Source organism: Nonomuraea sp. NPDC049725, assembly GCF_040674795.1.
Classification (GTDB): Bacteria; Actinomycetota; Actinomycetes; order Streptosporangiales; family Streptosporangiaceae; genus Nonomuraea; species Nonomuraea ceibae.
Genome location: NZ_JBFANJ010000005.1, coordinates 348421 through 361590, shown reverse-complemented (window position 1 = coordinate 361590; position 13170 = coordinate 348421). Strand labels below are relative to the sequence as shown.

Sequence of the window (13170 nt, the reverse complement as noted above, 5' to 3'; positions counted from 1 at the left end):
CGGGAGGGCCACATGACCGACAACAACGACAGAGATCCCATCGGGACCGTCGCCGAAGAGGCGCGCAAGCTCTTCGACGCGATCCAGGGCCGGGCCACCCGCCAGGTCGGCAAGACCGTGTTCAACTCGTTCACGGGCGGCGGCGGGCGGGAGCAGAAGGACGTCTGGGGCGAGGCCGTGTCCGAGCCCGAAGGCGAGTACGTCTGCAAGGCGTGCCCCTTCTGCCGCGCGATCGCGGCGCAGCGCGAAGGCGCCACGAACCGGGCAGGCGAGGCGGCGGGCGACGTCGCCGGGCACATCATGGCCGCCGGCGGCGAGCTGTTCGCCGCCTTCCGCGAGGCGCTCGACGCGCTGAGCAGGCCCGCCCCCCGCCGGCCGCGCGACGAGCGCGACCGCGACAATGTCGAGCACATAGACCTGGGATAAAAAGGGGAAGGCGGGCAATGTTCACGATCGGTGTGGACATCGGCGGCACCAAGGTCGCCGCCGGTGTGGTCGACGACGACGGACAGATCGTCCAGCACGCGCTCAGGCCCACCGCCGCCGACCGGCCCGACCTGGTCGCCGAGACGGTCGCGGACGTGGTGCGCGAGCTCGCGGGCGACCGCGAGATCGAGGCCGTCGGCGTCGGCGCGGCAGGGTTCGTCGACGAGACCCGGTCGATCGTACGTTTCGCCCCCAACCTCGCCTGGCGCGAGGAGCCCCTGCAGAAGAAGATCAGCGGGCTCGTCGGCCTGCCCGTGGTGATCGAGAACGACGCCAACGCCATGGCCTGGGGTGAGACCAGGTTCGGGGCCGGACGCGGGCAGTCCCACGTGGTCTGCCTGACGATCGGCACCGGCATCGGCGGCGGCATCGTCTTCGACGGCCACCTCTACCGCGGCCACTGGGGCATGGGCGCCGAACTCGGCCACATGCAGGTGGTGCCCGACGGGCGGCTGTGCGGCTGCGGCCGCCACGGCTGCTGGGAGCAGTACGCCAGCGGCAACGCGCTCGTCGCCGAGGCCAGGGAGACCGCCGCCCTGCACCCCGAGCGCGCCCGGACGCTGCTCGGGCTGGCCGGCGGCCGGATCGAGGGCGAGGAGGTGACCGAGGCGGCCCGGATGGGCGACGAGGCCTCGCTCGCCGCCTTCGCCAGCGTCGCCGACTGGCTCGGCCAGGGCATGGCCGACCTCGCCGCCGTCCTCGACCCCGGGTGCTTCATCCTCGGCGGCGGCGTGTCCAGGGCCGCCGACCTGTTCCTCGACCGGGCCCGCGCGGCCTTCGAGGAGCGGCTCACCGGCCGGGGCCACCGGCCCGTCGCCGAGGTGCGGATGGCCGAGCTGGGCGCCTCGGCCGGCGTCGTGGGCGCCGCCGACCTCGCCCGCCGCCGCTGACCGCCGGCGCCCCCGGCGGCGCCGCCGGGCCTGAGTCTGCCGCCGTGCCCGGCCCGCCCGGCCGTGACGTTCCCGCTGTCCCGGATGTCCGGGTGGTCACGTACAACCTGCATGGGCTCAGGGACGACGGGGCCGCGCTGGAGCGGGTGATCGCGGCGGCCCGCGCCGACGTGATCTGCGTCCAGGAGGTGCCGCGGCTGCCCCACCGGCGGCTGCGCTGGCGCCGCCTGATCGCCCGCCACGGGCTGCGCACGGCCGGCGGGCACACCCGGCGCGGCGTCGCGGTGCTGGCCGGGCCGCGCGCCCGGGTGCTGCACGCCGAGAGCCACGTGCTCAAGGTCTTCGCCGGGCTGGAGGCCCGCGCCCTGGCCGTGGCCGTCGTCGAGGTCGAGGGGGCGCGGCTGGCGGTCGGCTCGTTCCACCTCGACCTGCACGAGGCCGCCAGGACGTGCCACGCCGCCGAGGCGCTGGAGCTGACCGAGGCCGTCGCCGCCCGCCACGACGCCGAGGCGGTGCTGGGCGGCGACCTCAACGAGCACCCCTGCCGGCCGGCCTGGCGGCTGCTGGCCGCCCGCCTGGCCGACTGCCACGCCGCCGCGCCGCGCGGCGACGGGCTCACCTTCCCCGCCGCCAAGCCACGCCACCGCATCGACGCCCTGTTCGCCGCGCGCGGGCTGCGTGTCGAGTCGTGCGGCGGCGTGGAAGCCGCGAGCCCCGACCTGACCGGGGCCAGCGACCACCTCCCGGTGCTCGCCGAACTGCGAGTCTTCCCCTAACGGGGCATCAGCGGCGTTCAGCCAATAGCATTTGATCCATGACCCGTCGCTATCAGCGGCGTGCGCTCTCCTTGACCTTGGCGACGTCCGTGGCCCTGTCCGGGGTCACGCCCGCCGCGCATGCCGAGCCCCGCCCCGCCGCCATCGACGCGTGGGAGCGGACGACGAGCGTGCGGCTGGTGGCCGACGGCTCGCTCTCCGACGTGCTGGCCCTGTCCTCCGGCGACGTGTGGGCCGTCGGCCAGCAGCAGATCTGGGACGTGTGGAAGAACCGCGGCACCATCCGCCACTGGAACGGCGAGCGCTGGGGCGAGGCCCCCATCCGCGACACCACCGGGGCGGGCAGCCTGCGTTCGATCTCGGCCGCCTCCTCCGGCGACGTGTGGGCGGCCGGCGACGGCCACGACGGCGTCCCGTTCATCGCCCGCGGCGACACGGGCGGCTTCGACCGCGTCCGGCCGGAGGGGCTGCGCAGCGGCGACTGGCTCGGCGGGATCGACGCGGCGGGCGAGCGGGTCACCGCCGTCGGCAGCCGTGACGACAAGGGCCTCATCGTCACCTGGCACGACAACGAGTGGACGTTCCAGCCGACCAAGGAGAAGGGCGCCCTGTACGCGGTGTCCGGCGGCTTCGCCGTGGGCGACACCGGGCGGGCGCCGCTGATCGTGCACCAGTCCGGCGGCGACTGGAAGAGCATGCCGGTGCCGTCGGTGCCAGGCGGCTACCTGCGTGACATCCACGTCGACAGCGGCAAGCGGGCGCTGGCCGTCGGCGGCGTCTACCACGGCCCCGGCGAGGTCGGCCCGCTCGCCCTGGCCTGGAACGGCAAGCGGTGGAAGCGGCTGTCGCTGCCGGTCAAGGGCGCCCGCCTCTACGGCGTCACCGGCGACGGCAAGGGCCGCTACTGGATCTCGGGCTACGACCCGGCGCGCGCCTCGCAGGCGTTCATGCTGCGCTGCGACAAGCGTTCGTGCGAGGTCCTGCGCGGCGCCGCCGCCGAGGGGCGCAGCAGCGTGCGGCTGCAGGCGGTCGCCTACCTGGCGGGCAGGCAGGCGGTGTGGGCCGTCGGGCACGCCGTCGACGACCAGGAGCGCTACACGGACGTGGTGGAGTCGTTCGGCCCGGGCCAGCCGGACGACCCCGACTCCTGACCCGGTCCTTCCGGGGCGCCGGTCCTCCAGAGCTGTCTAGAGGACCGCGCCGTCGTCCCAGCCGCCGTCGTTCGGCGGGCCGTCGCCCATGCGCACCACCAGCGCCACGAAGCCGCCGATGAAGGCCGCCACCGCGGTGAACAGCGCCCAGCCCTCCATGCGCCAGTCGGCCATCGCCGCCACCAGCAGGTAGGCGGGACCGCCGAACAGCGCCAGCCAGGCCAGCTTGGTCGGCAGGTCGAGCTTGGGCAGCGGGGGAGGAGGCGGCGGCTCGAAGTGGCCCTCGTCCTCCTCGTCGCCCGGCGTGTCGCCCTCGTCACCCCGGTCCAGCGTGTCGCCGTCACGGGACTCGCGGGGCTCCCTGGGCTCCCCGTTCAGGTCGAGGTCGGCGAACTCCTCCGGTGGTTTCACCACCCGCCGCAGCGGTTCGGCGGGGACGTTCTCGCTGTCCGGCCATGGCTGATCAGCCGAGTCGCGCTCGGCCGTGTCGTTGAAGGACGCGACGATCTGCCGCCAGACCTCGTCCTCGTCACTCTGGGGCGTCACCTAGATGGGCCTCTCCACAGCGATCGCGACTTCCCCCTGGGTGCGATCAGTCCCTCTGCAAGGGTACCGAGGCATGTGTCCGGATGAAGTCGAGGCTCCCGGCAAAGATCCTGTCGGCATCGTTGTCAAGCGTCGCAACATGGTAGCTATCGGTAAGCTCCTCGATCGTGGCCTGGGGCACCTTCCGGCGGATGATCGCCACGCTGGCCGGTTTCACCACATGGTCCTCGGTGCTGTGGAAGACCAGCAGCGGCTGCGTCACCCGTTCCAGGTCGGCCTGGACCAGGGACCAGAGCCGGGGCAGCGACGCGGCGGCCTTCACCGGGGTGCGCGTGTAGCCGAGCTCGGTCGCGCCCGGCTTCTTGATGTCGTTGGCCACGCCCGGCACCGAGGCGACGAACCACTTGAGCACCGGCGCCAGCCGCAGCAGCGGCACGTCGTTGGTGATCGACGGGTTGACCACCACGACGCCCCGGACGGCGTCGCCGTGCACCTCGGCCAGCCGCAGCGCCAGGCAGCCGCCCAGCGACAGCCCCGCCACGAACACCTCCGCACAGCGCCCCTGGAGGTCCTTGAACGCCTTCTCCACCTCGGAGTACCAGTCCTCCCAGCGGGTGTGGTTCATCTCCTGCCAGGTGGTGCCGTGCCCGGGCTGGCGGGGCAGCGAGACGCTGACGCCGTGCGCGGCCAGGTGCTCGCCCCAGGGGCGCAGCGACTGCGGGCTGCCGGTGAATCCGTGGCACAGCAGCACGCCGACCTGACCTGCGTGATGGTGATAGGGCTCAGCGCCTGGCATGAGCGGCATAACAGCTCCTCCATGCATTTTCATCCCCGAACTGCCCGATCGTCGCACGATCCGGGGCAATTGTGCGAGAGCTGGTGTAGGAGCATCGGGGCCGGGATGGGAAGATGACTGTGCTCGCGCAGAGTGCTCGCAGACAGTCGCATGAGGAAGAGGTGGCCGGGTGTTCTACTGGGTGGTCAAGGCCATCTTGGCGCCGATCCTCCACCTCGTCTTCAGGCCGTGGGCGGAGGGCATCGACAACGTGCCCCGGCAGGGCCCCGCCATCCTGGCCGGAAACCACCTGTCCTTCGCCGACCACTTCTTCGGCCCGCTGCAGCTCAGGCGCAAGGTCATCTCCCTGGGCAAGTCCGACTACTTCACCGGGCGCGGCGTCAAGGGCTTCTTCACCCGGCTGTTCTTCAGCGGCGTCGGCACCGTGCCGATCGACCGGTCCGGCGGCAAGGCCAGCGAGGCGGCGCTCCGCACCGGCCTGCGCGTGCTGCGCGAGGGCAACCTGCTCGGCATCTATCCCGAGGGCACCCGCTCGCCCGACGGCCGCCTCTACAAGGGCAAGACCGGCGTGGCCCGGCTCGCGCTGGAGTCGCGGGCCCCGGTCATCCCGTGGGCCATGGTCAACACGTTCGAGATGATGCCGCCCGGCCGGCCGCTGCCCAAGCTCGGCATCCGGCCCGGCGTCCGGTTCGGCAAGCCGCTCGACTTCTCCCGCTACTACGGGATGGAGGACGACCGGCTGGTGCTGCGCGCGGTCACCGACGAGATCATGTACGCGCTGATGGAGCTGTCGGAGCAGGAGTACGTCGACAAGTACGCCGCCAGCGCCAAGGTCGAGATGGAGCGCGCCGCCCGCGCCGCCGCGGCGGGCTGACGGCCGCCCGCCAGGTCAGTCGCGCAGGGCCTGCTCGGTCCTGCCCATCGCCTTGGTCATCGTCTCCAGCTCCTCGCGGGTGAGCCGGTCGATCAGATAGGCGCGCACCACTTCCACGTGCCCCGGGGCCACCTGCTCCAGGCAGCGCGTCCCGGCGTCGGTGAGCACGGCCAGCACACCCCGGTCGTCGGACGGGCAGGTCGTCCGCTCGACCAGCCCCGCCTTCTCCAACTGGGTGATCTGGTACGTCAGCGCGCTCTTGGACACCACCACGCCCCGGGCGAGCTCGGTCATGCGCATGCGCCGGTCGGGCGCGTCGGCCAGCCTGACCAGGATCTCCCACTGCGGATGGGTCAGCCCCGCCGCCGCCTTGAGCTGCTCCTCGATGCGCCGTTCGAGCAGGTGGGCGGTGGAGAGGAACGCGCGCCAGGCCGCCATTTCCGTCGGGTCGAGCCACCGGGTGTCACTCATCAGATCAGTCTACTTGTTGTTCACATTTGAACTTTCGCGGTAGAGTCTCGTTCAAATCTGTACGAACTTCAAGGAGTCAACATGCTTGACCGAGCGCGTAACATCGCACTGCTGCTCGCCCGGGTGGCCACAGGCGTGATCTTCCTCGTCCACGGCTACCAGAAGTTCGCCACCATGGGGATCGCCGGGACCACGCAGTTCTTCGAGTCGATCGGCATCCCGCTCCCCGGCCTCGCCGCCCCGCTCGTCGCCGTGCTGGAGGTCGTCGGCGGCATCGCGCTCATCCTCGGCGTCGGCCTGCCCGTCTTCGGCACGCTCCTCGCGCTCGACATGGTGGGCGCGATCTTCTTCGCCCACCTTCAGGCGGGCTTCGCCGTCGGCGACGGCGGCTACGAGTACGTGCTCGCGCTCGCCGCGGCCAGCCTGGCCATCGGCTTCACCGGCGGCGGCGCGCTGGCCCTGGACCGGATCCTCGGCCTGGACAAGAAGCTGACCGGCAGCCGCGCCGCCTGACCGCGACGAAGCGGCACCCGGTCAGGACAGCCCGATCAGGACAGCTCGATCAGGACAGTTCGGTCAGGGCGGTCGGTCAGGACAGGTGGGCGCGGACCTCGCGGATGTGGTCGGGAGTGGTGCGGCAGCAGCCGCCGATCAGCGCGGCGCCCGCCGCCTGCCACTCCTTGGCCGCCTGGCCGTACTCCAGCGGGTCCGACAGCCCCAGCCAGCGGCGCCCGCCGGCGTCCCACGTCTCGCCCGAGTTGGGGTAGACGACGACCGGCAGCTTGCCGGTCAGCTCGGTGATCAGGCCGGGGATGTGGCGCGGCGCGGTGCAGTTGGCGCCGACGGCGATCACCTGCGGGTTGCCGGTGAACAGCGCCGCCGCCTCCGCGATCGGGGTGCCGTCGCTGATGCGGGCCGCGTCACGGCAGGAGAAGCTCACCCACGCCTTGACCGACGGCGTCTCGGCCAGCAGCCGGGCCAGCGCCCGCGCCTCGGCGTAGGAGGGGATGGTCTCGCAGGCCAGCAGGTCGGCCTGGGAGGCGGCCAGGATCTCCCAGCGCGGCCGGTGCCAGGCCAGCAGGCCGTCCTCGTCCAGGTCGTAGTCGCCGGTGTATTCGGCGCCGTTGGCCAGGAACGCCCCGTAAGGGCCGACCGAGGCGGCGACCAGCCCGCCGCCCGCCTCGTCACGGGCCTGCGCGGCCAGCTCGACCGACAGCCCGATCAGCCGCTCGGCCTCGGCCAGGTCCAGCCCCCGGCGCCGGAAGCCGGGGATGGACGCCTGGTAGCTCGCGGTGGTGGCCACGTCGGCGCCGGCGGCGAAGTAGTCGGCGTGCACCTGCCGGACGAGCCCGGGGTCCTCCAGCAGCAGCCTGGCCGACCAGAGCGCGTCGCCGAGGTCGGCGCCGAGCGCTTCGAGATGGGTGGACAGGCCGCCGTCCAGCACGAGTGTGGTCACCCGTCCAGAGTATGGTCCCCGAACGGGTGCGCGGGGCCGCCGCGCCCGCGTCCGCCGGCCCCGCCTTGCCCTTCCCTTGACGTGCCGCTGCCCCGGCTCAGGCGCGCTTCCAGAAGGGCCGCCGCGGCCCCTCACCCCCGGCCCGCCCCTCCGGCCCGGCCCCTCCACCAGGCCCGAAGCCGCCGCCGGTGGCAGGCCCGCCGCCCAGCCCGGGGCCTCCCCCGGGGGTGGGGCGGTCGGGGGCGGTCAGGGCGGTCAGGACCTCGATCGCCCGGCGGCGCAGCGCCTCCGGGTCGGCGCCCGGCCGCTCGGCCGTCTCCAGCTCGCGGGCCAGCGCCGCCAGCTCCGCGTGCCCGCCCAGGTAGGACGCCAGCGCCGCCAGCCGGGAGCCCAGGTCCGCAAGGTAGAGCACGTCCGGCACGGTCAGCGCCTTGAGCCGGTCCAGCTCGGCGGCGAGCTGCGCGCGGACCGTGTCGAGCCCGTGCGGCACCGGCCTGGCCCCCATCGGCGCGCTCCGCGCCGGCCCGGCCGCCATCGGCGCGGCGAACAGCGGCCCGCGCGCCGCCGCCATGACGACCGGGTCGCCCCCGCCGCCGGGGTTGAGCCCGGGAGCGGGCGCGGCCATGGCCCGCATCCCGCGCGGCGCCTCCGCCGCCATCCAGGCGAACCCGCCCGCCGGCGCCGGCATCTCCCAGCCGCTCGGCGGCTCGACCGGCTGGATCGCCCGGTGCTCCGGCGCGCCCTCGGCCACCTGCCTGCTGTCGACGGCCACGTACGCGGTGAAGCGGCACAGCACCCCGTGCTCCAGCGACACGCGGACGATCTCCGGCTCCAGCCCGTGCTCGCCCATCGCGTAGCGGTCCTCCAGCTCGCGCAGGTGCGCGCGCGCCCACACGGCGCGCAGCGCCGGGCTGTCGACGACCGTCGCCTCGACCCGCTGCTCCCACGGCGCCCCGGCCGCCAGCCCGCGCACGGTCACCGCCGAACCCTCCCGGCACCGCCCGTAGGCCCGCAGCGGAACGCCCGGGAAGATCGAGCCCAGGTGCGTGAGCGTGCCCGGCTCCACGTCCAGGCCCTTCAGCGACAGGTCCGTCACCAGCGGCGCGCCGATCCGGCGGTGGATCTGCTCCATCGCCGCGTCCAGCCGGTCCTCCGACTCCACCAGCTCGCACCGGCCCGCCCCCAGCCCGGCCAGCCTGCCCAGGAACGCCGCGTTCACCGCCCGGTCGATGCCCACCGCGTGCACCCGCATCGCCGACAGCGCGCCACCGGCCCGCTCCAGGATCTGGTCCTCGTTGCCCACCTGGCCGTCGGTCACCAGCACCACGACCCGCTCCCGGCCGCCGTCGCCGCCGCCCAGCAGGTCGATCGCGCGGCGCAGCGGCTCCAGCAGCTCGGTGCCGCCCCGCGCGTCGACCCGCGCCAGATGCTCCACCGCCCGGTAGCGGTTGCGGTCGCCGCCCTCCGCGAGCCCCTCGAACGCCTCCTCCACCACCGAGTCGAACGCCAGCACCGCGAACCGGTCCTGAGCCGTCAGCGTGTCGACGATCCGCGCCGCCGCCCGCCGCGCCGCCACCATCTTCCAGCCGGCCATGCTGCCCGACCGGTCCAGCAGCAGCACCAGGTCACGCGGCGCCCTCGGCGACTCCAGCGCCGGGGGCACCACCGTCAGCGCGAACGTGCCCGCGCCGTCCAGTTGCAGCGCCGTCGAGGCATCGAACGCCATCCGCAGGATGAAGTCGCGGTCCAGCCGCTCGCCGGGACGCACCCGTACGACACCGCCGGCCTCCTCCACCACGTGCAGGCTGGACGCCAGCTCCCGCAGATCCAGGCCGCCCGCGTCGACCTTGACCGCCAGCGACAGCCGCACCGGGTCCGGGAAGCCGGGCAGCAGCACCGGGGGACTGATCCTGGACGCGTCCGGCACCGCGTCCGTGTCGGGCGCCACCCCGTCGCCCGCCGCGGGCCCGTCCAGCGGCGTGCCCGGCACGTAACGCGGCGCCACCACCAGCGGGAACCGGAACGTGGCCGCCCCGTCCTCGTACGGCAGCGGCTGGCTCAGCTCCAGCCGCACCGTCACCCGCTCCCCGGGCAGGATGTTGCCCACCCGGATCGTGAACACGTCGGGCCGGTCCTCCTCGGCGATCGCCGCCCGCCGCCCCTCCCGCAGCGCCCGGTCGTAGTCGGCCCGCGCCTGGCCGCGCTCCTTCAGCACGCCCTCCACGACCCGGTCGTCCGCCTCCATCCGGAACGCCGTCACCGCCGCCCGGTCCGGCAGCGGGAACACGTACGTGGCCTCCAGCGTGACGTCGAACGGGTTGCGGAACCCCTGCGCCACCTTCACCCCGGCGACCAGCCCGGACACCTCGGCGGACACGTCCACGCTCTCCAGCGGCAGGTTGCCGCGCGCGGTCCGCAGCGCGCCGATCCCGGCGTCGGGCACCGGCGCGCACCGGGCGGGCTCGAGTGTCGTGATGTTCATGCCAGATTCCTCTCTTCGAGCACCGCGAGCAGCGGCTCCGCCGCCGCCAGCACGGCCTGGATGTCCTCGTCCGACAGAGCCCGTCCCTCCACGAGCAGCGTCACCCGTTCCCCGAGCCTGACCCCCCACAGGGGCGAGGCCTCACCGGGACCGTGCCCACCGGCAGCCCTCCGGCCACGCACCGCCGGACCCTCCGGCTCCTCCGAAGCGCCCGGCCCGTCCGATCCCCGGGGCCCGCCCGCACCCTCGGACGGCGGCCCCGAGGATGCCCGTGCGGGGGCTCGCGGCCCTGAGAGGTCCTGCGCCGCGGCCGGGGGCGCATCGGCCGGGGCGTCCTGGGCGTTCGGCAGGTCCCGGGGCCCGTCCGAGGAGGAGTCGGGGGCCGGGTGGCGGGTCCAGAACCGGGGGCCGGGATCCGGGGTGAGGCGGGCCGCCTCCTCCAGCATGGCGTCCGTGGCTCCGGCGAGGGCCGTCTGGATGTCGGCGATGGACAGCCCGGCGGCCTGGAGGCGCTTGACGGCGACGAGCTGGAGCAGGTGCCTGCGCCCGTAGCGGGCGATCCGGCCCTGGCGGGTGAGGGGCGGGTCGACGAGGCCGATCGTGGTGTACCACCTGATCAGGCGCTCGCCCGGCACCTCGCGGACCCGGCCGTTGAGCGGCTGCGCCCGCGAGCGGAGCTGGGCGGCCGCGCGCTCCGCCAGCTCGCCGATCGTCCACGTCTCGCTCATGCCACCACACTGACACTGTCATTGTTGCACTGTCAAGAACGAGGGGAATGAAGCCCGCTTCCTCGGGGAGAGGGGAGGACATGTCTACGATTTCCGGCCCGATCAAGGGTGACGCGCAGAAGACCACCGCCCAGGCTCTCCAGGGCGCTCTCATCGACCTGATCGACCTGTCCCTGGTCGCCAAGCAGGCGCACTGGAACGTGATCGGCTCCCACTTCCGCCCCATCCACCTGCAGCTGGACGAGCTCACCGACCTGGCGCGCCAGCACACCGACGTCGTCGCCGAACGGCTCGTGGCGCTCGGCGTGAGCCCGGACGGCCGCGCCGCCACCGTCGCGAAGGCGACCAAGCTCCCGCAGCCGGAGCACGGCTGGATCGAGGACGGCAAGGTGGTCGCCACGATCACGGACGTCCTCGACGGCATCAGCAAGCGGATGCGCGAGCGCATCGACGCCACGGAGGAGCCCGACCAGGTGTCGCAGGACATCCTCATCGCCGTGACGCAGGACGTGGAGAAGCAGCGCTGGATGTTCCAGGCCCAGCGCTGACCCTGCCGGGGGGACGAGATTCGAAACCGAAGCCCGGAGCCGGAGTCCCGCGCCCCGGGCTTTCGCGTGGCAGTTTGCGTACTGTTCGGACTTGGGGATCCTCCCCATTCACGTCGGTGCGGTGGACTAGCGTGGCATCAAGAGGGAGGCCTGACGATGTCCCGCAAGACTCTCCTCCGCACGGGCCCGATCCGGCAGAGCGGCGCGAGCCCGTACGGCCCGATCACCGAGCCGGGCCCCGGCGAGCCCGCGGCCCCAGGCGGCACAGGCGGCCTGGGCGGTCAGGCGGGCTCGGGCGGTTCGGCGGGGCCGGGGCGGCCGGCCGTGCCCGGCGGGTTCCGGGGGCGGGTGGTGGCGCGCTCCGGCGGCAAGGTGGCCGGGCTGACGTGGCACGCCGCGCCCGGCGCGGGCGCGTGCTTCCCCGACGGCCCCGGCTGGATCTACGTCTCCAACGCCGCGCTGCCGGTGGTCGGCGGCGCGTCGGCGCTGCGCTTCCGGCCCGACGGCAGCGTGGGCGGCGCCTACCGCATCCTGTCCGGCACCGAGGTCAACCGGGGCGGCGGCGCCACCCCGTGGCACACCTGGCTGTCCTGCGAGCTCGGCCACCGGGGCCGGGTGTTCGAGTGCGACCCGTACGGCATGCGCGCGGGCAGGCCGAGGCTGGCGATGGGACGGTTCGCGCACGGCGGGGCGGCCTGCGACCCCGGGCTCGGCGTCGTCTACCTGACGGAGGCCGAGCGTGACGGCTGCTTCTACCGGTTCCGGCCCGGCGACTGGGGCGACCTGACGGAGGGCACGCTGGAGGTGCTGTGCGGCTCGGGCGCGTGGGAGCGGGTGCCGTCACCGGCCGCACTGCTCAAGCCGGTCCGCCACCAGGTCGCGGGGGCACGCCGCTTCGACGGCGGCGACGCCTGTCACTACGCGGACGGCGTCTGCTTCCTCACCACCCGAGGCGACACCACCCGGGGCGACACCACCCGAAGCGGCGCCGCGACCGTTGGCGGGGCGTTGTGGGCGTACGACACGCGGACCGGCGCGGTGGAGCGGGTGTGCGACGGCGTCGGCGCCGTCACGGCCGCGCCCTCCGGTGACCTGTACGTGGCCCGCCGGGGCTCCCGGATCGACGTCGTGACGCCGGACCGGGAGATGGCGCCGTTCCTCACGCTCGACGGCGACGCCGAGCTGTCCGGCCTGGCGTTCGCGCCCGGCGGCGACCGCCTCTACTTCTCGGCCACGGCGGCGTCCGGCGAGGCGACCACGTACGAGGTGGCGGGCCCGTTCCGGGGCTGATCAGCTCAGGTAGCGCACCAGCATCACCTTGAGCTCCTCGACGAGCTCGGCGGCCCGCCGGGGGGTGGCGTCGCCGGCGAGCGGCATCACGGCCTTGACCATGGCCACCGCCATCGTGCCCATCATCAGCGCCCGCTCCTCGTCCAGCCCGGGGGAGCGGCGGCGCAGCATGGCGGCGACCTGGGCGGCGACGGCCTCGTGCAGCACGCGGGCGGCGGCGGCCAGCTTGTCGCCGGTCGCGCTGCCGTACAGCAGCGACCAGTAGGCGGGGCTGGCGGCCTTGAACGCGACGCTCTCGTCCACGAGCGCGCCGACCAGCGCCTCCAGCGGCACGTCGGGTGTGACCGCCGCGAGCCTGGCCGCCCAGAACTCCTCCCGGTCGGTGGTGTAGCGGGTGACCAGGCCGTCGAGGATCTCCTCCTTGTTGCGGAAGAACTGGTAGAGCGAGCCCGGTGAGAGCCCGGCGCGGGCGGCGACCTGGTTGGTCGTCAGGTCCGGGTAGCCGACGTCGGCGATCACCAGCTCGGCGGCGTCGAGGATCTCCGCCATCCGTTTCAGCCCGCGCGCCTGCCGGCGCACCGCGCGTTCGGTCATGCGGTCTCCCCGTTGACAAATGCGAGCATTTACTTGTATTTCTGGTTCGGCCAATGAAACACGAGTAGTTTACCGAGTTTGG

15 protein-coding genes are annotated in these 13170 nt (G+C 73.8%); 8 read left to right on the top strand and 7 right to left on the bottom strand.

The genetic code is table 11. The annotated features are described in order from the left end of the window. Positions 1–12 precede the first annotated feature (12 nt). The 4 genes from AB0J53_RS15915 to AB0J53_RS15900 all read left to right on the top strand — a co-directional run bounded on the left by AB0J53_RS15915 (position 13) and on the right by AB0J53_RS15900 (position 3303). On the top strand, positions 13–426 hold the full coding sequence (locus AB0J53_RS15915; RefSeq protein WP_364172466.1) for a hypothetical protein: 414 nt from the start codon (positions 13–15) through the stop codon (positions 424–426). A gap of 17 nt (positions 427–443) precedes the next feature. Further along, entirely contained in the window at positions 444–1376 is a 933-nt protein-coding gene (locus AB0J53_RS15910) for an ROK family glucokinase (protein ID WP_219511203.1), read from the top strand. A 92-nt stretch (positions 1377–1468) separates the two neighbouring features. Then, a complete protein-coding gene (locus tag AB0J53_RS15905; protein ID WP_364172463.1) occupies positions 1469–2152 on the top strand; it encodes an endonuclease/exonuclease/phosphatase family protein in 684 nt (227 codons plus the stop codon). A 38-nt stretch (positions 2153–2190) separates the two neighbouring features. Further along, positions 2191–3303: a hypothetical protein gene (locus AB0J53_RS15900; RefSeq protein WP_364172460.1), complete on the top strand. Its 1113-nt coding sequence runs from the start codon at positions 2191–2193 to the stop codon at positions 3301–3303. A gap of 36 nt (positions 3304–3339) precedes the next feature. Here the strand turns inward: AB0J53_RS15900 and AB0J53_RS15895 are convergent, their stop codons facing one another. Then, positions 3340–3849, bottom strand: a complete 510-nt coding sequence (locus AB0J53_RS15895; RefSeq protein ID WP_357586520.1) for a hypothetical protein — start codon at positions 3847–3849, stop codon at positions 3340–3342. Positions 3850–3895: 46 nt separating this feature from the next. Beyond that, positions 3896–4654: an alpha/beta fold hydrolase gene (locus AB0J53_RS15890; RefSeq protein WP_364172457.1), complete on the bottom strand. Its 759-nt coding sequence runs from the start codon at positions 4652–4654 to the stop codon at positions 3896–3898. Positions 4655–4814: 160 nt separating this feature from the next. Between AB0J53_RS15890 and AB0J53_RS15885 the strand changes: the two genes are divergently transcribed. Further along, positions 4815–5519: a lysophospholipid acyltransferase family protein gene (locus AB0J53_RS15885; RefSeq protein ID WP_219514132.1), complete on the top strand. Its 705-nt coding sequence runs from the start codon at positions 4815–4817 to the stop codon at positions 5517–5519. A gap of 15 nt (positions 5520–5534) precedes the next feature. Here AB0J53_RS15885 and AB0J53_RS15880 read toward each other — a convergent pair whose 3' ends face one another. Continuing rightward, positions 5535–5990 carry a MarR family transcriptional regulator gene (locus tag AB0J53_RS15880; protein ID WP_219514133.1) on the bottom strand — a complete coding sequence of 152 codons (456 nt, stop codon included), beginning with the start codon at positions 5988–5990 and terminating at the stop codon, positions 5535–5537. An 81-nt stretch (positions 5991–6071) separates the two neighbouring features. Here AB0J53_RS15880 and AB0J53_RS15875 point away from each other — a divergent pair, with 81 nt between their 5' ends. Then, entirely contained in the window at positions 6072–6503 is a 432-nt protein-coding gene (locus AB0J53_RS15875) for a DoxX family protein (RefSeq protein WP_364172453.1), read from the top strand. A 76-nt stretch (positions 6504–6579) separates the two neighbouring features. Here AB0J53_RS15875 and mmuM read toward each other — a convergent pair whose 3' ends face one another. The 3 genes from mmuM to AB0J53_RS15860 all read right to left on the bottom strand — a co-directional run bounded on the left by mmuM (position 6580) and on the right by AB0J53_RS15860 (position 10656). Next, a complete protein-coding gene (gene mmuM, locus AB0J53_RS15870) occupies positions 6580–7446 on the bottom strand; it encodes a homocysteine S-methyltransferase (RefSeq protein ID WP_364172450.1) in 867 nt (288 codons plus the stop codon). A gap of 97 nt (positions 7447–7543) precedes the next feature. Then, a complete protein-coding gene (locus tag AB0J53_RS15865; RefSeq protein WP_364172447.1) occupies positions 7544–9928 on the bottom strand; it encodes a VIT domain-containing protein in 2385 nt (794 codons plus the stop codon). After that, positions 9925–10656, bottom strand: coding sequence for a helix-turn-helix domain-containing protein (locus AB0J53_RS15860; protein WP_364172444.1), 732 nt, complete (start codon positions 10654–10656; stop codon positions 9925–9927). Before AB0J53_RS15860 ends, AB0J53_RS15865 begins: the two co-directional genes overlap by 4 nt. 80 nt (positions 10657–10736) lie before the next feature. Here AB0J53_RS15860 and AB0J53_RS15855 point away from each other — a divergent pair, with 80 nt between their 5' ends. Further along, positions 10737–11204: a DNA starvation/stationary phase protection protein gene (locus AB0J53_RS15855; RefSeq protein WP_219514154.1), complete on the top strand. Its 468-nt coding sequence runs from the start codon at positions 10737–10739 to the stop codon at positions 11202–11204. A 156-nt stretch (positions 11205–11360) separates the two neighbouring features. Then, entirely contained in the window at positions 11361–12494 is a 1134-nt protein-coding gene (locus AB0J53_RS15850; protein WP_364172441.1) for an alkaline phosphatase PhoX, read from the top strand. On the opposite strand, the gene AB0J53_RS15845 is transcribed toward AB0J53_RS15850, so the two are convergent. Further along, positions 12495–13088, bottom strand: coding sequence for a TetR/AcrR family transcriptional regulator (locus tag AB0J53_RS15845; RefSeq protein WP_364172438.1), 594 nt, complete (start codon positions 13086–13088; stop codon positions 12495–12497). Between the last annotated feature and the right edge of the window lie 82 nt (positions 13089–13170).

Bases quoted from the DNA above. Each gene is read 5' to 3' on its own strand.
- AB0J53_RS15900 (WP_364172460.1), top strand. From the start codon at position 2,191: ATGACCCGTCGCTATCAGCGGCGTGCGCTCTCCTTGACCTTGGCGACG.
- AB0J53_RS15890 (WP_364172457.1), bottom strand. From the start codon at position 4,654: ATGCCGCTCATGCCAGGCGCTGAGCCCTATCACCATCACGCAGGTCAG.
- AB0J53_RS15915 (WP_364172466.1), top strand. From the start codon at position 13: ATGACCGACAACAACGACAGAGATCCCATCGGGACCGTCGCCGAAGAG.
- AB0J53_RS15880 (WP_219514133.1), bottom strand. From the start codon at position 5,990: ATGAGTGACACCCGGTGGCTCGACCCGACGGAAATGGCGGCCTGGCGC.
- AB0J53_RS15845 (WP_364172438.1), bottom strand. From the start codon at position 13,088: ATGACCGAACGCGCGGTGCGCCGGCAGGCGCGCGGGCTGAAACGGATG.
- AB0J53_RS15855 (WP_219514154.1), top strand. From the start codon at position 10,737: ATGTCTACGATTTCCGGCCCGATCAAGGGTGACGCGCAGAAGACCACC.
- AB0J53_RS15850 (WP_364172441.1), top strand. From the start codon at position 11,361: ATGTCCCGCAAGACTCTCCTCCGCACGGGCCCGATCCGGCAGAGCGGC.
- AB0J53_RS15875 (WP_364172453.1), top strand. From the start codon at position 6,072: ATGCTTGACCGAGCGCGTAACATCGCACTGCTGCTCGCCCGGGTGGCC.
- AB0J53_RS15865 (WP_364172447.1), bottom strand. From the start codon at position 9,928: ATGAACATCACGACACTCGAGCCCGCCCGGTGCGCGCCGGTGCCCGAC.
- AB0J53_RS15910 (WP_219511203.1), top strand. From the start codon at position 444: ATGTTCACGATCGGTGTGGACATCGGCGGCACCAAGGTCGCCGCCGGT.
- AB0J53_RS15860 (WP_364172444.1), bottom strand. From the start codon at position 10,656: ATGAGCGAGACGTGGACGATCGGCGAGCTGGCGGAGCGCGCGGCCGCC.